The following is a 23,898-nucleotide window of genomic DNA, read 5'->3' as shown; positions in this document are numbered from 1 at the left end:
GTTTTTGTTTGTTTTCACCTGGCCTCGAGGACGAGGAGTGGACCTGGAAGGCCGAGAAAGGACGGACAACCCCTCTTCAGGTCCAACGATTCTGCCTTCTGGAATTCATCTTCATCCCGATGATGCGGGCGGCACGCGCCCCCGGCGTGAGTATAAGTGAAGGCGATTCTGTCAGGCATATTCTAAGAATTGGCAAGGGTTTCTACAGAACTGAAATTCTCATACTTTTGACAGAGAGCATATCCCAAAAGTCTCCAACTCTCTCCCTCTCAGGAGATAGCGATGGATGTGGTGGAAATATCCTCTCCTCTTCGTTGCGCACCCATGCGTTCATGCCTTCCCACACCACTGTGCCGGGGACGAGTGCCGCTCGGACTCCCGGGATGAAGATAGGGGTGGGAAGGCACAAACAATGATCATGAAGAGGGGATTGCCGTTCCCCGCCTATCCTGGACGGGGGGGTTCGGGGGGCGGCGAGCCCCCCGCCGAGATGGCTATCTAGAGGAATTCTACACAGCCGTTTATTCTTTTTTCTTCTTCAGATAGAGTCCGGCGCCCGCAGCGACGACCAGGACCAGGACGATCCCGATGACCGGGATGGTCCAGTCTGTGCCTTCGCCGCCGCTGGCATCTTTCCCGGTCTGGTCGGTGACCCTGGCGCCTGGAAGGTCGGCGTTGCCGGCAGTCGGGGCCTCGGTGAAGAGGGCGAAGGTGCTGAAGTGCGAGACCTCGGCGGTGATGGTCATGGTCTCAGGGTCGACGGTGGTCTCAAGGTCCACCCATCTCCCTGCGGCGGGGTCGTACCATTTCACGACAAGGCGGTCAGGGTCGAGGTCTGCCCAGGTCTCTGCCGGGACGGTGAAGGTGAGCGAGGCCGGTGGGTCGAAGGCGGTCCCTTCTGGCCCGCACTCGACCGCAAGTCCGGCGAAGGTGAAGGTCGCGTCCGCCGGGATCTCGGGCAGGTCGCCTGCCGTAAGTGGGGTGATGGTGATCGCGTCGAGCGGGTCAGGGGTGTCGCTGCTGACCCTGGTGCCTTCGAGGACGGTGAGACAGGCGGTGCGGTCGTCGGCGGTGACGGTCAGGGTGGTGTTGACGGTGACGGCCCCTGCCCTGAGGTCAGGAGCGAGGGTTTCCGCGGCCGATCTCCCCCCACCTCTTCCTCCAGGGCTGCTCGGGCCTCCTGGAGAACTCTCATCGCCCTTTGCCGTCAGGGCAATGGCGTGCACCTCGCCGGGCCTGAAGGTGGTGGCATGCCCGGCAGGTTTCCCGTTCACCGTGAAGGAGACGGTCTTGCCTTTGTCGTCGGCATACCCGGTGACTGCCAGGTTCTGGTCGATGTTTTTGTTGCCGCCGAAGGTGCCTTCCTTATCGACGGTCAGGGTGCCGCGCACCTCGCCGTCGATGAGGGCGGTGATGGTGGTGCCCGCAGGGGCCAGTTTGCCGTCGATGGTGACCTTGCCTTTGTACTCGTCTGGCATCTGCGGCACCTCTTCTGCCGCCATGACGCCTGCGACAAGGGCGAGGGAGAGGATGAGAACGATGGATACTTTTGTTGTGTTCGTCATGGATCTACCTCAAAAAATTAGGTGCTGATGGCCGCCAGGGTGCCGTCCGCACGGACATACAGCCAGTAACCCTTCCCTGGAATCATCGGGAGGGTGTCGGTGTGGCTTCCGACGGCGCCGTTGATGGCCGAGTGTTCATATGCCTGACTCTCGGCGTCGTAGCCGATGAGGATGGCCCAGGTATCTTTGACCGAGGCGAGGGCGTCTCTGGTCGGTTCTGGATTGGTGTCAGAGTAGCCGATGGCGTTCCAGCCTTCGGTAAGCCGTTTGGTCGGCGGGGTCTCTGGTTTGGCCGGGTCGAAGATGAGCTGGGTGCTGGTGCTCTGGGTGGCATAGATCCAGATGCCGTCGAGAGGTCTGACCGTGTCGTTCTTGCCAAGGGTCTTCCAGAGTCCGGTGGCGGCGTCGAAGGTGAGGATCGAGTGGCCTGCCGAGTCGATACCTGCGAAGATCTCTGCGGTGTCGTTGCCTGGCGCGAGGGTCCGCGGGACCGAGACAAAGTTCCAGCCCCTGTGGAGCGTGAGAGCCATGCCCTCGTCGCTGCCGGTGAGGCCGTCGAGCCTGATCGCGTCGACGCTGCCAAGCCGCTTCTCGGCCGGCACGTCGTCACCGACGAGTTTGAGCGGCCAGTCGCCCTCTTCGAGCGGCCACTGGTTGATCTCGTTGGCAAGGATGATGTTGTTGTTCTTCTTCACCTCGGCGCTGGCGAACTCGACGGCGCGGTCGTCTTCGGTGCCAGCGATGCCGTCATCCCCGTAGTCAGTGAGGACGACGGTGTAGCCTGCGTCGGCGAGGTCGTCGCGGAATGGGGCGTGCTGGTCGGCGTCGTCGACCCATCCGCAGAGGAGCCAGAGGGGTACGCCTGACCAGGTCTTGCCGTCGTCGGTCCAGGTCGCGCCGTGTTTGGCGGCGGAGCAACTGACGGCCTGCTCATAGTAGGAGCGGTCGATGGTCCTGACGACTGCACCTGAGAGGTCGAGGTTCCAGTCTTCCCTGGGTTCGGGGACGATCTTGATGGTGGCGATCTTCTTGACTGACATGCCTGCGGCAGAGGGCCACTTCATCCAGTAGTGGTGGTAGGCCTCGTCGAAACAGACTCGCATGTCGTCGTTGCCGAAGACCCTGTCTGGAGTGAAGAAGAAGAGCTGCGGGCCTTCGCTCCATTCGGGGTACTCGCCGTCTTCGGCGTCCCACCATGCGATCATGGCCGGGCCCTGGCGTTCGTGGGGGGCGAGGACTGCGGAGGATGGAAGTTTTCCGGGGAATTTGTCTCTGCCGGTGAACTGGATCTCGCCGCCTTCGTAGACCCCTCCGACGAGGTCGCAGAGGTCGGCAAGGGCCGTGCCTTTCACAGTGTTGTTGATCTTGTCGAGGTTGATGGTCTCTTCAGGGTTCCAGAGGTCGTCCTCGTCGAGGGTGATGCTCTGGAAGTGGAGTTCGGTGCCGTTCTCCCCGCCGAGCACCGGGAGGTGGCGCTGCATCCACCTGATGGTGACGCTCTTTTTCTCCTCGACGGTGATGCCGTCAGGGGCGTACCTGATGATCTCGATGGAGGGGAGGGAGTCTGGGGCGACGACGGTGACCTGGGCGGTGCCTTCGACCCCGTCGCATGCGGCGGTGAGGGTGGCGGTGCCCGGTGCGACGGCCTCGAACCATCCGGTCTCGTTCACGGTGCCGACGTCAGGCTCGCTGCTCGCCCATGTGAAGACGAGGGGTCCGGGGATCTCGGTGCCGTCCCAGTTGAGGCCGGTGGCGTTGAACTGCCAGGTCTCCCCGGTCTCGGCCTCGAAGGTCTCGGGTTCGATGGAGACGGTGGTGAGGATCGGCTCTGGTGTTGCGATCGCATCGCCCTGCCAGATGCCCATCATTGGGTACTCATCCTTGTAGTCGCCGAAAGACATCGGATCGTCGCCGATGCCGTTGTTGTCCTCGTCGATGCCCTCGTAGCCACTGTAGTAGTTGCCGACATAGCCGGTGTGGTCGGTGCCGTCATAGGTGTAGGTCACCTCGTCGGGCGAGTGGTAGGTGTTGACGTTGAGGCACTCGACGGTGCCGAAGAAGGCGTTGGCCCAGATGACGTTGTCGGCGGCTTGGTCCTTGACGCAGAGTTCGTCGTCTGCGTTGTTCCAGCAGGTGTTGTTGTACACCGTGGTGCCGGTGACGTCGTCCCTGAGGCTGATGCCCCGGCGGGTGTTGTCATGGCAGGTGTTTGCCTCGATGAGGGTGCCGGTGGCGTCGCCGCCGAGGTGGATGCCGTTGTAGCAGGCCCCGCCGCAGTCGTTGCCGATGATGCGGCAGTCGTCGTAGCCGACGCTCTCGATGCCGGCGACATGTTCGTTCGTCGGGCCGCGGACTGAGAAGCCTTCGACGGTGATGCCGTCAGCCTTGAGGTCGAAGACCGGTTTCTCAGGGGAGGCGGCGGTGACGGTCACGGCCTCTGTCCCGTTCTCGGCCCTGATGGTCAGGCCCTTGTCGACGAGCACGTTCTCGGTGTAGGTGCCGTTCCTGACGACGATGGTGTCGACGAACTCTGCGGCGTCCACTGCCTCCTGAATGGTGGTGTAGACGCCGTCCCCGCCGTCGTCGTCGACGTACCGCGTCTGCGGGACGAGGACGTTATACTTCTCGCCTGCTGCGGTCAGCGGGGCGTAATCGGTGCCCAGGCCGTCTGGGAGGTCGTACTGGGTGTCGATGACGCCGTCGCCGTCCTCGTCGATGTCCTCGTAGTCGGACCAGGAGTTGCCGAGGTAGCCGGTGTGGGTGGTGCCATCGTAGGTGTAGGTGAGGGGGGCGGTGGAGTTCCAGTGGGTGAGGGTGGGGGCGACGGTGCCGTCGTGAATGGTGAAGGCTCCTTTATTGTCAGTGAAGGTGTTGAGGAAGATCCTGTTGTTGTCGCCTGCCTCTCTCCAGTAGATGATGCCGCCGTTTCGTATGAAGGTGTTTCTGGTGATGGTGTTGTTGGTTGCTTCTGCTTTCCAGATTCTGATCGCGTCACCCGTGTTGTCCTTGAAGGTGTTGTTGGTGATGGTGCAACCTGTCGCATATTGGAGAGTCGTGGTGTAAGGACATGTGCAGTTCTCGAAGACGTTGTCTTCGACGGTCGCGTTTGCAGCTTCTGTTCTGAGATATAGGGCACTGTGTCTTCCTGGGAAGTTGACGAAGGTGTTGTTGACGATCGTGGGGGATACGCCTTTTACATTGATTCCTGTGCTATCTGATTTTAGATCTTGGATTTTGTTGTTTACAACCGTACAATTCGACGCACGAATATCTATGGCATTTGATCCTGTCATCGCGTCAAAGACACAGTCTCTGATAATGCAATCTTGACCATATACCCACAGCATAGAGGCTTTGAGGATCGTAAGTCCTTCGAGTGTTGTTTCTGTTCCTCTGATCTCGAGGCTAACTCCATTTAAATCGACCGTGACGAGATCAGCCCCTTCACCTGAGATGGTGAGGTATGGCTTATCAGTCTGAAAATGAGAATAGGTTCCAGCTCTGATAATGATCGTGTCGCCTTCTGCGGCGGCGTCGAGCGCTCCCTGGATGGTGGTGTAGACTCCCTCGCCACCGTCGTCGTCGACATAGAGAGTCGTCGCCGCCGCCGGTGCGATGAGGAGAGCAAGCAGAATAAGACAGAAAATTCCAATCGATTTTTTCATGAAAATCACCATAGTGAAAAGAAAAAAAGGGTTGATTAGTGGTGGTGGGTCACCACGAGCTTAACGTAGTCGGTTGATAGAAGAGAAAGGAATGTATTCTCGTCTTCGTCCTCGAACTGCGCCGTGTTCTGCTTCACGAGCACCGTGACATTCCCATTGACGACGTAGTCACCGATGTTTGAGGTGATGTCGCCGGAGAGGGTCTCGTAACCGGTGCCGTTCTTCCAGATGTAGGTGGTGGCGCCCTGGTCTGCGTTGGGGTTGTCGTGGCTGCTGGTGCCGTCCCAGGTGAAGGCGAGCTTCTCGATGTTGCTCGCACTCTCGGTGACGTTGAAGACGAAGCGCTGGGCGGCGTACTCGCCGTTGACTTCACTGGCGGTCTGCTCATAGACGCTGTCATTGGCGGCGATCTTCGAGGTGTCGACAGTGGTAGCGCTCGGCACATCGTTGGCGGTCGGCAGGCCGGTCACGCCGCCCTCGTACGCGTACTTGACGGTGTCGCCGCCGGTGGCGAAGTCATAGCGGTGCGGGGGGTAGATGTTGATGGTGTCGACGGTCTGAACCGAGAGGCCCTTTGCCGACGGACCGGAGAAGGACTCGTTGTTCTTGTCGGTGGAGAACTGGTAATACCATGGGGCGAAGACTTCCTTCATGTCCATGTTGCTGAGTTTGAGGTCATCTGGGGTGTAGAAGAAGAGCCGCATGCCTTTCTTCCAGGTGTCGGCAAAGCCGTACTCAGAGTCCCACCAGCAGAGGACCATCTCGCCCTGGCCAGTGGTGGGGGTGTAGACATTGGTCTTGCTGAAGTGTCTGGTCGCCCTTGGATAGGTCGAGTCGGCGACTTCAAGTTCTGAGCCGTCGGGCATGCCGCCGATCTCTTCGACGATGTCCTCGACCAGGGTGCCGTTGTGGGCGCCGTAGTAACTGAGGCGGACGCTCTCAGTGGGGTCCCATCCTGAGTTCTCTTCGGTGTAGAACTCGGCCGGGTCCATACCAGCGTCGACCCAGTCATCGTAGGTGACCAGGCCCTGCATGATGACCTCGCCGTTGCTCTGGTACTCGCCGATGGTCATGAGTTCCTGGTACGTGAAGTTGTTCGAGATGTCGACGACAGCATAGTTGTTGTCGCAGTACCGGGTCACGGTGACATTTGTCGTCCCCGCCGCCGCCGGTACGACCAGCAATGCGATGGCAATGCATAGACAGAGCAATGCCATGGGGGTTCTTTTTGTAAGACGGATTCTAATGGAGTTCATAATTTCTTACCTGTCGCATCAGCGACAATGAATACTCGATCGGGCGGGCTATAAATCTCTTTTCATGGATGTGTAAAATATATTAACCAAATTACCTTTACGTCGTTGACCTGGATGTGCCGGTTTGAGGGCATCGAATCTCGAAATTCCTTGTATAAAGTCGATTATTCTCTCTGAAGTGTCGGCATTATTGGAAAAGGAGAGCATTCATTGGGGGATATGCTCTGTTTCAATCATCTGGCCATTATATCGTGAACAACGAAAAAAATAAACAGATTTGTATTCTGCGCTACCGATCATATCGGGTGCGCTCAGAGTGCGGTCCCCGCGAGGGTGCCGTTCTCGTTCATGCCGAGCCAGTAGCCGCGGCCAGGGAAGAGGGCGTGGTCAGGGAGGTCGGCGGTCACCGGCGCCTCGTAGACCTGGCGCAGGGCGTCGTAGCCGGTGCACTGCTCCCACTGCCCCTCAGCCGAGACGAGGGCGAGGGCGGCAGGTTCTGGATCGGTCCCGGCCGCACCGACAAAGTTCCAGCCCCTGGAGAGAGATTTTGCCGGCGGCGCATGAACGGGGTCGGCGTCGAAGGTGAGGGGCACGGCGGCCGCATCCTCGGCATAGACAAGCACCCCGGTGAGAGGCGTGACCTTGTCGTCTGGGCCGATGGCCTGCCAGCACTGCGTCCCGGCATCGAAGATGCAGAGCGAGTGCCCGGCCGAGTCGACCTCTGAGAAGATCAGGGCCGTGTCATTGTCTGGCGCCAGTCGCTTCGGGACCGAGACAAGGTTCCAGCCAGGGGCGAGTTCGACCACCCCTTCTTTGAAGGCCGGGCCCTCGCCTGGCGAGAGGACATAGAGCTGCTTTTCCATCACATTGTTCTCGCGCTCGTACTCGCCTGGTGGCCCCTCGACCATGGCCACGAAAGTATGAGGCCCTGATTCCGTGGGTGCCCAGGCGAAGGCGAAGGTCGCTGTCGCGCCGGCAGGAAGACTCTCGGCCTCCTGCTCCCCGAGAGGTGCGTCATCGACGGTGAGGTTGACCGCAAAGTCCCCCGCCTCGGTCCCGCCGATGTTCTTGACCGTCACGACCACCGTGGCATTCTCCCCGGCCACCGCCGGGCCATCGGTCGTGATCGTCACCGGCGCCAGGTCGACCCCGCCGGCCCCGCCGATCACTACCCGGTCGAAGATCTCGCCTGGCGGGCGGATGCCGCCGACTTTCTTGCCGCCATCTGTGATGTCGGCCACCGGCACGAACTCCATCGTCACCGTGGCGTTCACCGGGTCCACCGTCACCCGCTCATAGCCCAGGATATATTCCATCCCTGCCTGGTACTCAGGTTCCTTCTCCTCGTTGAGTTCGTACTGCATCCCCCCGCCGGTCGCCACGGTGAGGAACTGCGTGCCATTGTCCGCATGGCGCTGGTATGAATGGACATGGCCGTTGAAGATGGCGGCCGTCTCCTTCTCCTTGAAAACCTCCTGCCACTCGGTGTCTGGCCACCCGCTCGCATGGTGTCCGCCCGAGTTGTACGGCGGGTGGTGGAAGGCGCCGACCGTCCAGCGGGCCTTGTCATCCTTGAGGTCGTCCTTGAGCCATTTGGTCTGTTCGGCCATCTCGCTGCCCTTCATGCCGGTGGAGTCCAGCACCACCACATGGAGGTCGCCGCAGTCGAAGGAGTACCACTGAGGCAGGGCGAAGGTCGTGTCGGCGAGGTCCTTATAGTCCTCCTCATGGTTGCCGAGGACTGTGTACAGCGTGGTGTTCGCAAGCATCGGCTTTGCCGATGCAAAGAACCGGTCCCACTCGGTGGGGTCGTCCGCCTGGCTCACCACATCGCCGAGGTGGAGGATGAAGAGGGCGTCCTCCTCCTCCTCTGCGATCCTGTCCGCAACGAGTTTGTGCATCTCCAGTTGTGTGTAGTAGGGCTTCTGCTCCTGCGAGTCGCCGTAGGTGATGAAGGTGAACGTCTCCCCTGCCTCAGGGAAGGTCTCGAAGGTGAAGTCCTGCGTCATATTCCGCCCGGCCGTCACCTGGTAATGATAGGTCGTCCCAGGTTTGAGGTCGGTGAGGCTGACATGGTGGAGACAGGTCTCCTCTCCGTCGGTGACGCTCAGGGTGTAGTTCCTGTCCGAGTACGCCGCCGTCGGGGCATAGTCCACCCGCCCGGTCGTCGGGACGTCGGTCCGCCAGTTGATCGTCGTCTCAGTCCCGGTGGTGCCGGTGATGTACGGGCCGTGGACGATCGTCTGCATCGGTGGGAGGATCTTGTAGTTCTCGGCCGGGGCGACGAGCGGGTAGGGGTCGTAGACCTCTCGATAGCCCATTTTGTGTGGAATGTCTCCGATCCCATTCAGGTCCGCATCAGGCTGAGCACAGTTCCAGTAGTTGCCCAGATATCCTTTCTGATCGGTATTGTTGTAGGAGTAGTCGAGAGGAACAGTGGAGTTCCAGGAGTTCGGGTACATTGCGGAGTAGTGGTAGTTCAGCCCCTCCCCGCAGAGTACAGTGTTGAGATAGATCTCGTTGTCGGCTGTTTTTGCTTCAAAGGTGAAACCACAATCTCCTTTGAGGGTATTTCTGGAGATCGTGTTGTTGGATGAAGATTTGAGAAAGATGGGGTTATACATTTTTGATATCTGATTGTGCGTGATCGTACAGTTGTCTGAGGACGTCATCCAGATCCCGAATGTCCCGCCCTCGACGGTGTTGTTAGTAATGGTGTTGGTGTTCGATGAGATGATCTCGAGCCACTTTACGTTGTTGTCGACGATGGTGTTCTCTGAGGACGAAGAGAGGACAATCCCCTCCTCATCGATACTGGTGACATGATTTCCTCTGAGCGTGCAGGACGCTGAGGAGTTCAGGTGGATCCCGCGGTAACATCCGGTGGCGACATTCCCTTCCACCGTACAATTCTCCGCCCCTTCAAGCCCGATCCCTGCCGCCGGGTTGCCGGTCTGCTGGACCGTCATGCCGCTGACCGTTGCATTGTTCCCGGTCACCATGATCGGGGGCTTTACAACACTTTTTGCCGTCACGACCGTCGTCTCAGGACCGTTCTCCGACCTGAGCACGATCGCCCGGTCCACCACCACGTTCTCGGTGTACTCGCCGTCCTTCACCACGACCGTGTCGCCGGGGTTGCAGGCATAGACGGCCTCCTGGATGGACGTGAAGTTCGCCGGACCGTCGTCGTCCACGTACCAGGTCTTTGGTTCGGGCGGGACTGGGACCACGCTGACCTCGGCCGTCCCGCTGATCCCGGCGGCCGAGGCGGTGACTATTGTCGTCCCCTCGGCCAGGGCCGTAAAGACCCCGTCGTCGATCGTCCCGACGGCGGTGTTGGAACTCGACCACTCGACCGCGACGTCCTTCATCACGCGTCCCTTCTGGTCGCGGACCATCGCCGTGAAGACCTGTGTCCCGTCGATGAGCACCGTCGCCTCAGGAGGGAAGACGTCCAGAGTCGTCGCAACGGGTCGCTCCTGCGCCGCGATGAACTGGTGGCGGGTCTTTGTCGCCGTCCCGTCTGCGGCCGTGACCGTGAGGCTCACATCGAAGAGCCCGGCCTCCTCATAGGTGTGGGTTAGGTTCTGCCCGTCTGCAGACGTCCCGTCGCCGAAGTCCCAGTGCCAGGCCTTCGGCGACTTTGCCTCGGTCGTGCCGGTGAACTGCACGGTCAGGGGGAAGTAACCGGTGGTCTGGTTGGCCTCGACGGTGATCGGGAAGAGGGGTGCCGGCTCATGGCTCTTGATCTCGATTTTCTTCACGTACTTCTGGCACTGTGACTTTGAGCACGGAAATTCCTCATAAAAGGTCCAGTACTCCTTGTCCAGGAACCGGCGCATATCGTCGTTCCCAAAGACGTACTGCCCATCCGCGTTTGTCGTGGTCGCAAAGAAGAAGGTGCGCATCCCGCTCTGATAATCAGGCACATACCCGTCGTCTGGCCGCCACCAGGTCAGGACCAGCGGCCCCTGCTCGGGGTTGCCCCCGTGCTCGGTGTCGGTGTAATAGACGTTCTTGTACGGGTGCCTCGCCGCTCCGTAGTTGTCGTTCGGGTAGATATAGATGATATCATCAGGCCCCATCCCGCCGACCAGGTTGCAGAGGTCGCGAACGTCGGTGCCCCGCATGGCATGGTAATCCACGATATTTTCCTTTTCTTCAGGGTCCCAGAGATTATCCAGGTCGCATGTTATCCCCTGCATATAATAATGCGTCACGCCGTCCCCGACCACCGGGAGGTTCTCCTCCATCCAGGTGTAGTTCACGGTCCGCTCGTCAAGCACGGTCTCCCCGTCCTCGGCCAGTTTGACGACCGTCACCTCGGTCGTCTGGAATATCTCGGACGCCGCCGAGACCGGCGCCGCGAGGAGGAGACCGGCAAGGAGGAGCACAAGGAGAAACAATCCCGGTTTTATCCACTGTTCTGGATGAGAAGAATGTGATAATGTATATGGTCGATCTTTTTTCGATTTCATGTGATTTCGTCCTGTAAATTATAGATCGATACCATCTCTCGATGGACAATATAAATGGATTTTGATTTTTCGGTCAAATATGTTAAACAGATTGTATGAATTTCCCGGACCCGGTGCGACGCAAGAATACGACGAAATATGGAGTTTGGTCTGTGAAATGGGGCTTGATTGCGTGGTTCTCTCTGGTGGGGCGGCAATATCAATGAAAGAACGGTATTCTCTATTTTTTAGAGAGGGATTTCATCATGTCAGGTATTGTGGCCAGATATTCTGGATGCGCTCTGATAGCTCGGCGGGAGGTCTGTATACTCGGCTCTGGAGAAGGATTCCTGATAGGTCTCTGTGGGAGGATGGTCGGCTTCGAAGACAGGCACAGGACGGCGCACTCTCCTTCGAGAACTTCGACTCTGCCTTTCCTACACGATTTTTTCCATCTCAGGGGATCCGGGGGCCGCGCCCCGGGCGTGAAGATGAGGGGAGGGGGAGATGCACACTCTCCTCTGGAGAGAGGGAAGATTTCTGTGTCGCGGCATTGTAGAAATGTTCTTGATGATCTCTCCGGGGCACCCTCATGTGAAGACGGGCGGCGGATTGTACCTTCTTCTTCATGGCCATCTCTCTGCTTTCCCTGCCTGAACCATATTCTCTGAAATTCGGGTTCTGTAGAGATCCTCTGGACAGGTATCTCTGGCTGGGGGCTTGGCCGCCGCCCCCCCGGTCCCCCGCGTGCGATTCGAGAGGTGGTGGACGGCATTACGCTCTTCATGGCGATTGAGTGTGCCTTCCCGGCCCGATCTTCATCCCTGGGGTCAGGGGGGCACGCGCCCCCGGCGAAAAGATAGGGGAAGGCGGTTGAATCGCCCTCGCACCGAGAATTGGTACGGGTTTCTACAGGGCCGTTTTTTGACCCTGAAGTCCATGCCGCACCTTCGCCTGGACGTGCCAGTCCCCTGGTATGTCTCCAACCCTACAGGAGAGTCCATCCAGAATGGGAAGTGAAGATCACCAGACCTTCTCGTCTCCCCCGCCCTGACGGTCTTTTCACAACTCTTATTGTTTCCGCCCCCAAGCACTCCTCATGGACCCGGTCATCACACAGATCCGCGAGGAACTGCGGGAACAGGCAGACCCCGCGGTCCAGAAGAACTCGGGACGGTTCTTCAGGGAGGAGGTCGTCTGCTATGGCCTCAAGACCTCGGCAGTCCACGTGATCGCAAAAAAATACTGGAAGGAGATCAAGGCCCGTGACAAACCCGAGATCTTCGGCCTCTGCGAGGAACTCTACCGCTCGGGATATATGGAGGAGGCGTTCATCGTCTCGAAGTGGGCGCACCTCCTGAATGACCGCTACGAACCCGGAGACCTCGCCGTCTTCAGGCACTGGATCGAGACCTACATCTCGAACTGGGCCGAGTGCGACGGGCTCTGCACCCATGCGGTGGGCGACTTCATCCAGGAATACCCCGAGTATCTCGATGAACTCAAATGCTGGACGCAGTCTGAGAACCGCTGGATGCGGAGGGGCGCCGCGGTCTCGTTGACCATGCCGGCGCGACGCGGAAAATTCCTGGACGAGGCGATCGCGATCGCCGACCTCCTCCTCACCGATAAAGACGACCTGGTGCAGAAGGGCTATGGCTGGCTCCTCAAGGAAGCGAGCAGAGCGCATAGGCAGGAAATTTTTGCATATGTGATGGAGCACAAGAAGGGGATGCCGCGCACGGCGCTGCGGTATGCGATCGAACTGATGCCAGAAGAGATGAGGGCGGCGGCGATGAAGAAGGACTGGTGACGGGAGAGGGTCTGGCGGGGGTATGAGATGACGCGTGGGGTGCGTGAGGAGATCTGGTAACATTTCTTGTGGCAGGGAAGATGTATTGGTCGCTGTCCCCCGGCGCGAGAGAATGGTGTAAATTCTCCAATGAGGGCGGCACATCCGATCATCACGTCTTTTTTCGTCTTCATGCTCGGGGTGCGGCTCCCCCGGCCCCCTGTGACGAAGAGTGGACCGGGAAGGCAGAATTGAGAGCCATGAAGAGGATTAATGCCGTCCACGACCTATCTTCACGTGGGGGGTCCATGGAGTGGCACCTCTAAACGACGTGCCTTCCCCTCACCCTTGGGTCCTGGTCTCTCCCCGCCGACCCCCCCCCCAAATACGGCCATATCGTCCCCAGATCCCGGGACTGACCCTCTGATCCAGGGCCGGATCAGGCTCCATTTCAGATCCTGGCGGAATGCCGGTATTTTCTCCAACGCGAGGGGGAAACCGCCCCCCACAAGGCCCACAGGAGGAACATATGATCCATAGTAATACAAAACGCCATGGACCAAGAGTACGCCCCTGAAAAGGGAGGAAGAGAAGCCTGGATCAGGGGTGGATTTTCAGAAACCCCGGATGTGCAGAGAGGGGCTGTGCAGAATCCCTCCCCTCTTCCAGGTGCGAGCGTGACCGAATCGCCTTCCTTCATGCTCGCGCCGGAGGCGAGTGCCGCCCGGACCCCAGGGACGAAGATAGGACCGGGAAGGCACAATAGACGACCATGAAGAGGGGGTTGCAGTCCCCGCTCTATCATGTGGGGGGGAGCGGGGGGCGGCGAGCCCCCGGCCAAATAAAAATTATTCGATGACGATCGCCGGCTTGAACGGCAGAGCGGCGTCGGCCTTCATCTCGCCGCTCCCCTCGGCCTCCAGGATCCTGACCGGGACCTTGACCTCGCGCTCCAGGAACTCCTTTGCCGCGGTGAGGACCGCCACCTCGTCGAGGTCATGGGCGGCGATGGTCTCGACCAGTTCAGGGGGCAGGCGGTGGATGAACTTCGTCACCTGCTTGGCCGCATCGGCCGCCGCCTTGCCCCTGCTGCGCAGGTCCTTGTCTGCCATCACCAGTGTGATCGCCTTCTTGGGGTCCGCGGCGCCTGCGATGATCGAGAAGACCTGCCGCTTCCATGCCGGGGCCACGTACAGGTTCACCGCACGCGGCTCCATCTGGATGATCCGCACAATCGACTCGATGTCCTCCACCGTCCTCGCCAGGAACTCCTCGGCCAGTTCGGTCTTCTCGTCGATCTTTGCGGCATCCGCCACCGGCCACCGGGCAAAGGCCACCGACTCCTCGTGCCCGAGTTGGTGCCAGAGTTCCTCTGAGGTGTACGGGACCACCGGGGCGAGCAACCGCACCCAGACCGAGCAGAGCTCCTTTATCGCCGCCGACCCCGGGGCGATCGTCGGCAGACGCCGACGGTACCACTTCAGGTCGGCCTCGATCCCGAAGAACGCCTCCTGCAATGCCTGCCGCGTCTGGAAGTTCTGCAGCGCTAGCGTGGTGTGCTCGATCCGGTGCTGGAGCCTTGAGATAAGCCACCCATCGATCTCGCGCCCGTCGTTCTCCTCGACGGCGATCCCCTCAGAGACCGTATTCCAGAACCGCTCGATCTGCTTCTTTGCACCGATGACCAGTTCATTACGCCAGTCGAAGTCCTGCCAGGGCTCGGCCGAACCCACCAGGAACATCCGCACCGTGTCAGGCCCGAACTCGTTGAGGGCATCGTCCAGGAGCACCACATTCCCCTTGGACGAGGACATCTTCGCCCCATTCAGGAGCCCCATCCCGAAGATGACCATCCCCTGCGGCTGCTTGTCCTCCTCCATCACCGCACGGTGGTGGAAGAGCTGGAAGGTGAGGTGGTTGGAGATGAGGTCTTTTGCCGAGAACCGGTAGTCGTAGGGATACCAGTACAGGAACTCGGCCCTGATCGCATCAAGCGTCTCTCTTGGCACCGTCGTCGGATTCCCGGTCCCATAGATGATATAGTCATAGACCTCAGGCGTGAGTTTCTCCGGCTCGATCTTTTTGATGTGGTGGGCGATCGTGTAGAACGCCATGTACAGCGTCGAGTCTGAGAGCGGCTCGATGATCCAGTTCTGGTCCCACGGGAGCTTTGTTCCCAGGCCCACCCGGCGGGTGCAGGCCCAGTCCTTGAGCCAGTCCACCGTCCTGTCGAACTCGGCGCGGACCTCCTGGGGCACGATCTTCATCTCGTCGATCTGCTCGTGCACCTGGGCCTTCCATGCCGGGTCAGAGTACTGGAGGAACCACTGGTCATGGAGGATCTTCACGTACACCCGCCCGCCGCACCGGCAGACCACGTTCTGGGTATCGAACTCGAACATCACCTTCGAGCCATAGTCTTCGAGCATGAGGGCGGCCACATCGTCGCGGGCCTGCTTCACCGGTTTGCCCGCCTGGTCCCCACAGTTTGCGAGGAGCGTGCCATGGAGCAGTTCGGCGCCATAGACTTCGCGGGTCACCTCGTCCATCCGTGGGTCGAGCTGGTGGGTGATCCCGGCCCGCTCGATGGCGTCCTTTGCCGGGATGTCGCCGTAGCCCTCTGAGGTGATGATCGCCACCGGCGTGACCCCGGTGAACTCCCCCTGCTCCTGGAGATCGCGCAGCGCGATATAGTCGAAAGGCGCGTGGGCCGGCACCGACATCACCAATCCAGACCCCACGTCAGGGTCCACAAAGGCCGCCGGCAGGACCGGCACCTCGCCGCAGAGCGGGTGCGAAGCCTTCGACCCCACGATCTCCGCGCCCGAGACCTCGCCGGTCACCTCGACCGTGTGGTCCTGCATCTCCAGTTTGTACGCCGCCTCGCGCGAGAGGATCCATGCCTCGCCGTCGACCTCTGCCCGCAGGTAGGTCACCTCCGGGTTGGCCCAGAGGTTCGTGACCCCATAGATCGTCTCGGGCCTGAGCGTGGCGCACGGGATCTTCGCCCCCTGCCACTCGAAGAGGATGAGGGTGAACTTCATGATCTCGGCCTTCTCGCCCTCGAGAAGGTCGTGGTCGCCGACCGGGTTGTCACAGGACGGGCAGTACTTCACCGGGTGGACCCCCTTGACCACATGCTCGCCCTCCTTGAGATGGGCGTACTGCCACTCGATGTACTTCGAGTACTGCGGGTTCACCGTGATGAACCGCCGCCGCCAGTCGATGGAGAGCCCGCACCGGTGCATGATCCGCTCATAGTCCCTGGCAAAGTACTGGACGATCGTCATGGGGTCGCCGAACCGTGCCAGCACGTCCTCAGGCACCCGGTAGAGGTCGCGGTACAACCGCACCGTCTCGGGATCGCCCTTCGCGATCCGGCTGGAGATCCCGATCACCGGGGTTCCCGTCACATGGAACGCCATCGGGAAGAGGACATTCTTGTCCTGCATCCTCCAGAAGCGTGCGATCACGTCGGGCACGATATAGGTCCGGCCATGCCCGACATGCATCGCCCCGCTCGGGTACGGGAAGGCGACATTCAGGTAGAACTTCTCCCTCTCGTCGGGGTCGGCCTCAAACATCGCCGGCCAGGTATCGCGATACTTCTCTTCCAGTTTCTGTATGTCCCATTCTGCCACGTCTTGTCACTCCTGCACTTCACTACTTATACTGCTCTCAGCCTGATGCTCTCATGGTTGTTGTATCTGCGAATCAACTCCTGGGCGATACTGCTGCTCTTCGCAAGATCGATCTCGCCCTTCTCGTTCACCGTCGCCGTAAAGAGATACTCTCTCCCGGCAAAGACGTCCACGATCATCTCCCTGTATTCGGGGGCGACAAGGGTCAGGTGTCTCTTCTCGATACGGAGACGAAGCCCGTCGCTTGCCTCGAGTTCCTCGGCCTCGGCCTCGGCCTCGGCCGGTTTCGGGAGTTCTGACCTGGGCCTGATATCGATCCCGACCCCGATCTTGTTGACGACCGCCGCGATGTTCTTCCCGCCGCGCCCGATCGCCGCCGGCACGTCCTTGTCCTCGATATAGGCGACCGCCTTGGTGTCGCTCTTCATGAAGACCTCCACCGGCCCGAAGGTATAGCGCCCGAGTTCGTGCTGGATGCTCTGCTCGGTCGCTTCCTTGCTCCGCTCCTCGGTCTCTTTAGGGGGCTCTGCCCGCGGGGCCTGGGGATGCTGTGGCGCTCTCTCGACCGCCCTGGCCTTCTTTGGCGCTTCTTCCTCTTTCTTCTCGGCCGGAAGGGTAGACTTCTCGACCGGCATCACGATCGTCTCGCTCTCGTACTTGAAGACCTCAAAGACCGCTTCGCCCGAGATCGCGTCCTGCACCCTGGTCACCGGCCTGATATGGAGGTCAGGGTTCATCCCTTCAGGTACCTTAATAGAGGACGAGACATCGAAGACCCTGGTGATCTCCCCGTCTTCCACCTGGATGATGGTGCTCACGACCTGGGGCAGGACCACCGAGTCGATCCGCTCGAAGAACCGCTGGAGAGCGTCCTGCACCTGCATGGCATGGACCACGCCGATCATCCCGACACCGGCAAGCCGCATGTCGGCAAAGACCCTGAAGTCCTCGTTCTTGCGGAGTTCGTCGAAGACGACATAGTCGGGCCGGACCAGGAGGAGCACCTCGGCGGTGTTCTCCATGCTCCCCTCAAGGGCCGTGTACTGGGTGATGTTGTCAGGCACCTGGAGGTCTCGCGGCGCCTCCATCGTCTTGACGATATATTCCTCGTCTGCAAGATAGGTCGCGATGCTCTGGGCCAGCGTGCTCTTCCCGGCACCTGGCGGGCCTGCGATCAGGACCCCGCGGCGGGTGTCCCTGACCCGCTCCTTGATGAGGTCGGCCATGGCGTACTGGTTCAGGGTCACGTCCCTGATCGGCCTGACCGCCGTGATCTCCATCCCGTCGGAGAACGGCCTGCGGGCGATGGAGATCCGGATCGACCCGATCTGGACGACCGTGATCCCGCGGCGCTCGATCTCGATAAACCCGTCTGGGTCGCGTTTTGCCCGTTCAAGGATCTCCTGGGCCATGGTGCGCAGTTCGTACTCGTTCATCGGGTTCTCGCGCAGATGCACTAGGTGCATCGTATTGGGGTATCCTTTCCTTGCCGCCGGCGGGACCCGTTCTTTAAGGTACACCGCGACCGTGTCCTCGTCGAAGTACTGGTCGATAAGAAGAGGGGTCGCCTCCCCGGTCTGGGGCCTGAGATAGAGGACATCGATCCCCTTGGCCTTTGCCACCTCAGACTGGACCACGTCGCTGGTGATGAACTTTGCATCATATTCGATGGCGACATTCCGGATCAGGGCGTCGATCTCGCCGCCGCTGGCAAGTTTGACCTGGTTGAGATTGGGGCGCTCGCCCACATACCGCAGTTCGATCGTCTCGTCTGCAGCCATTTTGGAGAGCGCTTGAAGTTCGTTCAGTCCAGAAAAGCCTATTTCACGCCCCTGGTTGGCCTGAGCCTCGAGTTCTGCGACGACTGCCTCGGGGATAATTATTGTCGCACCCGTATATTCTCCGGCTTTTATCAGGGAGGTGATGCGTCCGTCAATGACGACACTGGTATCAGGTACTATTTTCATAAAAAATTCACCATAGTTTACGTGTCTTTATTCCTTATTAGCATATACTTCTGCTGGATCAAAGACGGGTGCACTGATCTCTTCCCCGTCGATACGTCGATAGAAACAGGAATAATGTCCGGTATGGCAGGCGGCTCCCGTCTGCTCGACAAGGTAGAGGAGGGTGTCGGCGTCGCAGTCGACCCGCACCTCCAGGACCTGCTGGACATTCCCGCTCTCTTCCCCTTTTTTCCAGAGTCTGTCCCGGCTGCGTGACCAGTAGTGAGCACACCCTGTCTCCAGGGTGAGGTGCACCGCCTCGTCGTTGGCATAGGCGAGCATCAGCACCTCGCGGCTTGTCGCCTCCTGCACAATGACCGGGACCAGTCCGTTGGTATAATTCAGTTCCATCTGTATTAGGCCCCTATAAGGATCATCATGATCATATAGAGGAGGTCGCCAATAAACAGCGCGGTGAGAAACCCTGCGGTGATCGGGATGATGAAGGGGACGGCATAACTGATCCAGACCGTGCCGGCCCGCGAGTACAGGGAGAGTTCTTTTCGGTATTTATCCGGGTGTTCACGCAGGTCTTTGGTGTACATCCGCCGCTCGCCCCCTTTGACCGTCCGGCGCAACGAGTCCCTGATCCGCAGGAACCGGCGGGTGAGGGTGCCGTCGTTCGCCTCCTCGATCTCTTCCATCACAAACCCGTAGTGGTCCCTGATCCGGGGCCCGTCTGCTGGATAGCCAAGGAACATGTACGGGAATGGGGCGAAATCCCGGTTGACGACATTCTTGAGAAAGAGGAGCACCGGTGCGGCAAGGTTGAGGATCAGGGCATTGGTGAGGACCGTGAAGGGGAAGAATCCAAGCGGCGGGATCCCGAAGAGCGGGTCAAGTGGGAAGGCCGGGATGCAGGCTGAAAGAAAGATCAGGGCCCATGCATCGGCGCCGCCGAAGAGATGAAGACTCCCGAAGGTATAGAAGACGACAGAAAATACCAGGGAGAGCGCGGCGAAGTAGATCGCTATTCTCAGGTCCCCGCCAAGGATCAGGCCGGCGTAAAAAAAGAGTACCGACGGGAACGCGACGGCGAGCATCGGGTACCAGGTCTTGAAGGGTACCCGCCGTTCGCGGTGGTCGAGGACCGATGCATAGAGCAGGGTAATCACCACCGCGGCCGAGGCAACGAGGAGGGAAAGAATCATGGTGCTTTATTCTTATTATTGGCACCGTTTTTAACCCTAACGATTTTCAATAGGTTTTAATACGGTGGGGTCTGAAAATTGTATCGTCCTACAATTATGTTTGGTGGTGTGTGTGATAGAGATATCAGTTGACTCAGCAGCCTGCAATGGCTGCGGCCTCTGTGTAAAAGACTGTCCTATGCGGGTCTATGAACTCCAGGACGGTGTCAGTGTTCCTGTCCGTCCAGAAAACTGCATGGGATGCCTGTCGTGTCATGAGATCTGCCCGGCCCAGGCGCTGGAACATCGCGGCGTCTATCCTTCAAAGCGGCATTATATCGACCTACGCGTCTGCGAGATGCTCAACCGGGTGATCTGATGACCGAGAGTGTTGATGAGATAAACAAGCAATTTAAGACAGGGTCCGTCTTCAGGGCCGAAGACGTCCCCATCTCGTGTACCCCCTCAGCAAAAGAGCTTGAACCGACCCTCCAGGGTACCATGAGGATGAACGGCCTGATCATCAGGTCGCTCCAGGAGATCGCCGGGAGGGGCGCGAATGCCGTCACCTTCAGGGCCGGCAAGAAATTCGGTCACGAGACCGCGAAGTACTTCAGGAAGATCGACGACGTCGAGGAGGCGCTCCGCGAACTCTCGTACATTCTCCACGGCCAGTACACCTTCGAACTCTGGAAACCAGAGGACAAGGAGAACTATGTGGTCACCGAGAACGGGGAGACCTTCATCTTCCTGGTCTTTCACGACTGCATCGTCCGCCAGACCCTCCGCTACAATGGCATGGACCAGGGCGGCCCCCTCTGCCAGACCCTGTACGGGTATGTCGTCGGGGCGATCGAGGAGATCACCGGCCGGCGTGCAAAACTCGAGATCGTGCATACCGGGCCGAACGCCTGCCTGAAGAAATTGATCCTGAAGTGATTGCCATGAGCGTAAAGATTGCAATCGAAGAACTGGCTGGGTGTTCTGGCTGCACCATCTCGGTCCTCGACCTCCACGAGGCCCTCCTCGACCTCGTCGCCCAGGCCGAGATCGTCTATTCCCCGGTGATCATGGATGCCAAAGAACCCCCCGAAGGGATCGACATCGCCTTCGTCACCGGTGCGGTGAGGAACGAGGAGAATGAGGAGCGGTTGAAACTTCTCAGAAAACGCTCAAAGACTCTCATCGCCTTTGGCACCTGCGCCTGCTACGGCGGGGTCTCTGGCCTCTCGATGCTCGGGAAGCAGGAAGACCTCTTCAAATATGTCTACCAGGAGGTGGAGAGTGCGGCCCCCGACAATGTCGTCCCCACCGATGTCCCCTCCTTCCTGTACCGTGCCTTTGCCGTCGGCGACCTCGTGAAAGTGGATTATTATATCACCGGGTGTCCGCCAAAGGAACAGTTCCTCAAGACTGTCCTCCCTGCCCTTGTTGCTGGAGACAAGACCGAACTCTCGAAGAAGTCGGTCTGCTCTGAGTGCAACCGGAAGATGGGCGAGATCAAGGACTGGCACCTCAAGCGCCGCTACGAAGGCGTCCCCGACCCTGAAACCTGTCTGCTTGGCCAGGGCTACCTCTGCCTTGGTCCGGTCACCTTCGGGCGGTGCGGAGCCTCGTGCCCGCGCAACAATGTCCCCTGCCACGGGTGCAATGGCCCATCCCTGGACATCCTGCGCGAACCCTGCCGCGACATCTACAATATGATGGTCAGGCGGATCGCCGACCTCACCGACCTGCCTGAGAAGGAGGTCGAGAAGCAGGTCTACGATGTCGCCCATACGATGTACCCCTTCACCATCGGAAGCCTGGTGATGGAGGACAAGGACATCTCCAAGATCCGTGACATCGTGAAGGGGGGTGCACAATGACGCGGCTGACCATCTCGCCGGTGACCAGGATCGAGGGGCATGCCCAGGTGCGGATCGAACTCGACGAGGCCGGCGAGGTCGCCGACGCCCACTTCAACGTGGTCGAACTCCGCGGGTTTGAGAAGTTCCTCCTCGGCGCCGCGGTCGAGGAGGCCCCCAGGATCACTCCCAGGATCTGCGGGATCTGCCCGACCTCTCACCACCTGGCCGCGGCCGCGGCCTGCGACCAGATCTTTGGGGCGGCGCCCCCGCCGACAGGGAGGAAGCTGCGTGAACTCCTGCTGGCAGGGCAGTTCATCCACTCGCATGCGCTCCATTTCTTCATGCTCGCCGCTCCCGACTTCCTCCTCGGCGACGCCCCTGCGGCTGAACGCAATGTCATCGGCCTTGCCAGGCACTCGCCCGAGATCGCAAAAAAGGCGATCGAGGTGAGAAAACTCGGGCAGCGGATCACCGAGGCCGTCGGCGGCAAACCGATCCACCCGAGCAATGCCATCCCTGGCGGGATGTCCATCCCCCTCTCTGAGGAGCACCGCCAGACCCTCCTTGCCTCGGCACAGGACGGGCTTGCCATCGCCAGAGAAGGATGGGAGACCGCTCGTGGGTTGATGGACGGGATCGACACTTCCTTTGGTACGGTCGAGACCTCGTTTATGGGCATGGCACAGAACGGCGTCCATGCGGTCAGCGGGGGTGAGGTGAAGATCCTCGGTCCTGACGGCCAGGAGACCGGGTCCTTTACCGGTGCCGACTACCTGGACCATATCGAGGAGTACTCAGAGGACTGGTCGTACCTCAAGTTCTGCCGTCTTGCCGGCGGCGGCGCCTACCGGGTCGGTCCGCTTGCCAGACTGAATGTCGCCGAATCGATGGGCACGCCTGAGGCCGATGCCGCCCTCAAGGAGTACAGGGGTACCTTTGGTCGGGTGGTCCAGGCCCCGCTTGCCTACAATATTGCGAGATACATCGAGTTCCTCTCTGCCTGCGAACAGGCGGTCGCCCTCCTCGAAGACCCTGGCATCACCGGGACCGAGGTCAGGACGCCGGTCACTGGCGTCGCCGCCAACCGGGGCGTCGGGATCATCGAAGCCCCGCGCGGCACCCTGGTCCATGACTATTCGGTCAATGCCGACGGCATGATCGAGAAATGCAACCTGATTGTGGCCACCTGTCAGAACAACTATGCCATGGACCGTGGCGTCGAAGATGTTGCCCGGAAGGTCATAAAAGATGGAGAACTGACTGAAGATGGATCGAACAAAATCGAAATGGTCATCCGTGCCTATGATCCATGCATCTCATGTGCAACTCACGCCATCGGCAGGATGCCGATGCGCATCGAGGTGGTCAGGCGTACGGGCACCGGGTGTGAGGTGCTCGACGTTACTGAGGTGAACTGAATTATGGAAATCCTTAAACAGATTCTGATGGAATTTCTTAGACTGGACGGTGTAACTGCCGCGGTCGTCATCGGCAGAGATGGGTTCGTGATCGAGGACGCCGTCTCTGGCGAGATCGATACCGACGCACTTGGCGCCATGGCCTCGACCGGGATGGGGACCTCTGAGGCGATGGGTGCCGAACTTGGCAAGGGCGAACTGAACCAGATGCTTGTGGAATTACAGAACGGCCCGATCCTCCTCTCGCCTCTCTCAGAAGACGAGTTGATCGCGATCGTCGCGAACGACGGTTCCAATATCGGCAGGATCAGATACGAATTGAAGAAGAACAGAGACCGGATCACTGCAGCACTGTGAGTTATGACACTGCCTGATGGACAGAGCTTTGGCAGCATGACGGCCCCGCTGGAGGAGGTGCTCCCTTTCACCAGCGCCTTCCAGGCGGTCGTGCGCCTCCGCTCTGAGAACGGGGAAGGTTTTATCCTCTCTGACGAGGGAAATCCGGTGGCGGCCGGGTATCAGGATGACGACAGGGCCCTGAGAGGGGGTGCGGCCCTGGAGTATCTTTCTGCTGAGCCATCGCTCTCTTCCGAACTCAGCCGATATGGCCCTGACGAATATGCGCTGGCCCTGGCATGGTGCGAGGAGGGAGGATATGTCATTGGTGAAGAAGAGACGACAGAACCTGGTACAGGGGAGGAACATCCCCCTGATGCAGATCCGGGCGAGGGTGCCATCCCTGAACTTGACAGGGAGGCCCTCAACCTCGTCCTCTCCCAACCAGGAGTGAAGGCGGTGTCCGCGTTCTATGAAGGGTTTGCCGTCCACTCTGTCGGTGCGGCAGATTTTGAACGCGTGGCTGCGATCTCAGAGGACCTCCTCAGGGCGAGTTCACGGATTGCAGGCGATATGGAGATGGGTGCGCTCGACCAGATCATCCTTGAGACGCCTGGCGGGAAGTTGATCATCGCTCCTGTAGGGGATCTCTCGGTCTGTGTCTTAACAAAGGCGAACGCAAACCTGGGCCTGGTCAGGATCGCCCTCAAGAGTCTCAGTTGGAGGGGATAGGTACGCACCTGCCACCTGCCTGGAGGTCTGCGGGCACCCGTCTCCTT

General features: G+C 59.8%; 15 protein-coding genes. 7 read left to right on the top strand and 8 right to left on the bottom strand.

What is annotated here, in order from left to right; all coding sequences use genetic code 11:
• Positions 1-521 precede the first annotated feature (521 nt).
• From J2129_RS06760 to J2129_RS06745, 4 genes are all read right to left on the bottom strand, one after another.
• Positions 522-1,565, bottom strand: a complete 1,044-nt coding sequence (locus J2129_RS06760; RefSeq protein WP_209630138.1) for a hypothetical protein — start codon at positions 1,563-1,565, stop codon at positions 522-524.
• Between the two features lie 17 nt (positions 1,566-1,582).
• Positions 1,583-5,230 (bottom strand): NosD domain-containing protein, encoded by a 3,648-nt coding sequence (locus tag J2129_RS06755; RefSeq protein WP_209630137.1) that lies wholly within the window; start codon positions 5,228-5,230, stop codon positions 1,583-1,585.
• Between the two features lie 35 nt (positions 5,231-5,265).
• Entirely contained in the window at positions 5,266-6,447 is a 1,182-nt protein-coding gene (locus J2129_RS06750) for a hypothetical protein (protein WP_209630136.1), read from the bottom strand.
• Between the two features lie 350 nt (positions 6,448-6,797).
• The gene (locus J2129_RS06745) at positions 6,798-10,895 is read right to left on the bottom strand and encodes a NosD domain-containing protein (RefSeq protein ID WP_209630135.1); all 4,098 of its coding nucleotides are present in this window, start codon (positions 10,893-10,895) and stop codon (positions 6,798-6,800) included.
• A 1,150-nt stretch (positions 10,896-12,045) separates the two neighbouring features.
• Here J2129_RS06745 and J2129_RS06740 point away from each other — a divergent pair.
• Positions 12,046-12,759: a DNA alkylation repair protein gene (locus tag J2129_RS06740; RefSeq protein WP_209630134.1), complete on the top strand. Its 714-nt coding sequence runs from the start codon at positions 12,046-12,048 to the stop codon at positions 12,757-12,759.
• A gap of 827 nt (positions 12,760-13,586) precedes the next feature.
• Here the strand turns inward: J2129_RS06740 and leuS are convergent.
• Genes leuS through J2129_RS06720 form a run of 4 tightly spaced genes read right to left on the bottom strand, consistent with a single transcriptional unit; the run spans position 13,587 to position 19,536 of the window.
• Positions 13,587-16,379, bottom strand: coding sequence for a leucine--tRNA ligase (gene leuS / locus J2129_RS06735; RefSeq protein ID WP_209630133.1), 2,793 nt, complete (start codon positions 16,377-16,379; stop codon positions 13,587-13,589).
• Between the two features lie 26 nt (positions 16,380-16,405).
• Entirely contained in the window at positions 16,406-18,346 is a 1,941-nt protein-coding gene (locus J2129_RS06730; protein WP_209630132.1) for a PINc/VapC family ATPase, read from the bottom strand.
• A gap of 27 nt (positions 18,347-18,373) precedes the next feature.
• On the bottom strand, positions 18,374-18,736 hold the full coding sequence (hisI, locus tag J2129_RS06725) for a phosphoribosyl-AMP cyclohydrolase (RefSeq protein WP_209630131.1): 363 nt from the start codon (positions 18,734-18,736) through the stop codon (positions 18,374-18,376).
• A gap of 5 nt (positions 18,737-18,741) precedes the next feature.
• Complete coding sequence (locus tag J2129_RS06720) at positions 18,742-19,536, bottom strand: A24 family peptidase C-terminal domain-containing protein (RefSeq protein ID WP_209630130.1); 795 nt, start codon at positions 19,534-19,536, stop codon at positions 18,742-18,744.
• A 64-nt stretch (positions 19,537-19,600) separates the two neighbouring features.
• On the opposite strand from J2129_RS06720, the gene J2129_RS06715 reads away from it, so the two are divergent.
• The 6 genes from J2129_RS06715 to J2129_RS06690 are packed head-to-tail and all read left to right on the top strand — an operon-like array spanning position 19,601 to position 23,851.
• A complete protein-coding gene (locus tag J2129_RS06715; RefSeq protein WP_348632305.1) occupies positions 19,601-19,894 on the top strand; it encodes a 4Fe-4S dicluster domain-containing protein in 294 nt (97 codons plus the stop codon).
• Positions 19,894-20,454, top strand: coding sequence for a hydrocarbon binding protein (contains V4R domain) (locus J2129_RS06710; RefSeq protein ID WP_209630128.1), 561 nt, complete (start codon positions 19,894-19,896; stop codon positions 20,452-20,454). The genes J2129_RS06715 and J2129_RS06710 overlap by 1 nt, the downstream gene beginning before the upstream one ends.
• Positions 20,455-20,459: 5 nt before the next feature.
• Positions 20,460-21,383 carry a F420-nonreducing hydrogenase gene (locus J2129_RS06705; protein ID WP_209630127.1) on the top strand — a complete coding sequence of 308 codons (924 nt, stop codon included), beginning with the start codon at positions 20,460-20,462 and terminating at the stop codon, positions 21,381-21,383.
• A complete protein-coding gene (locus tag J2129_RS06700; RefSeq protein ID WP_209630126.1) occupies positions 21,380-22,783 on the top strand; it encodes a Ni/Fe hydrogenase subunit alpha in 1,404 nt (467 codons plus the stop codon). Before J2129_RS06705 ends, J2129_RS06700 begins: the two co-directional genes overlap by 4 nt.
• A gap of 9 nt (positions 22,784-22,792) precedes the next feature.
• Positions 22,793-23,140: a roadblock/LC7 domain-containing protein gene (locus J2129_RS06695; protein WP_209631286.1), complete on the top strand. Its 348-nt coding sequence runs from the start codon at positions 22,793-22,795 to the stop codon at positions 23,138-23,140.
• A gap of 3 nt (positions 23,141-23,143) precedes the next feature.
• On the top strand, positions 23,144-23,851 hold the full coding sequence (locus J2129_RS06690) for a roadblock/LC7 domain-containing protein (protein WP_209630125.1): 708 nt from the start codon (positions 23,144-23,146) through the stop codon (positions 23,849-23,851).
• Positions 23,852-23,898 lie beyond the last annotated feature (47 nt).

The organism is Methanofollis sp. W23 (assembly GCF_017875325.1).
In the GTDB taxonomy this organism is placed as follows: domain Archaea; phylum Halobacteriota; class Methanomicrobia; order Methanomicrobiales; family Methanofollaceae; genus Methanofollis.
The sequence above is the reverse complement of the archived record's forward strand: the minus strand, read 5'-3'. Positions and strand labels throughout refer to the sequence as shown.

Excerpts from the sequence above, each read along its gene's own strand:
- J2129_RS06760 (WP_209630138.1), bottom strand. The coding sequence starts at position 1,565 with ATGACGAACACAACAAAAGTATCCATCGTTCTCATCCTCTCCCTCGCC.
- J2129_RS06755 (WP_209630137.1), bottom strand. The coding sequence starts at position 5,230 with ATGAAAAAATCGATTGGAATTTTCTGTCTTATTCTGCTTGCTCTCCTC.
- J2129_RS06750 (WP_209630136.1), bottom strand. The coding sequence starts at position 6,447 with ATGGCATTGCTCTGTCTATGCATTGCCATCGCATTGCTGGTCGTACCG.
- J2129_RS06740 (WP_209630134.1), top strand. The coding sequence starts at position 12,046 with ATGGACCCGGTCATCACACAGATCCGCGAGGAACTGCGGGAACAGGCA.
- J2129_RS06730 (WP_209630132.1), bottom strand. The coding sequence starts at position 18,346 with ATGAAAATAGTACCTGATACCAGTGTCGTCATTGACGGACGCATCACC.
- hisI (WP_209630131.1), bottom strand. The coding sequence starts at position 18,736 with ATGGAACTGAATTATACCAACGGACTGGTCCCGGTCATTGTGCAGGAG.
- J2129_RS06720 (WP_209630130.1), bottom strand. The coding sequence starts at position 19,536 with ATGATTCTTTCCCTCCTCGTTGCCTCGGCCGCGGTGGTGATTACCCTG.
- J2129_RS06710 (WP_209630128.1), top strand. The coding sequence starts at position 19,894 with ATGACCGAGAGTGTTGATGAGATAAACAAGCAATTTAAGACAGGGTCC.
- J2129_RS06705 (WP_209630127.1), top strand. The coding sequence starts at position 20,460 with ATGAGCGTAAAGATTGCAATCGAAGAACTGGCTGGGTGTTCTGGCTGC.
- J2129_RS06700 (WP_209630126.1), top strand. The coding sequence starts at position 21,380 with ATGACGCGGCTGACCATCTCGCCGGTGACCAGGATCGAGGGGCATGCC.
- J2129_RS06690 (WP_209630125.1), top strand. The coding sequence starts at position 23,144 with ATGACACTGCCTGATGGACAGAGCTTTGGCAGCATGACGGCCCCGCTG.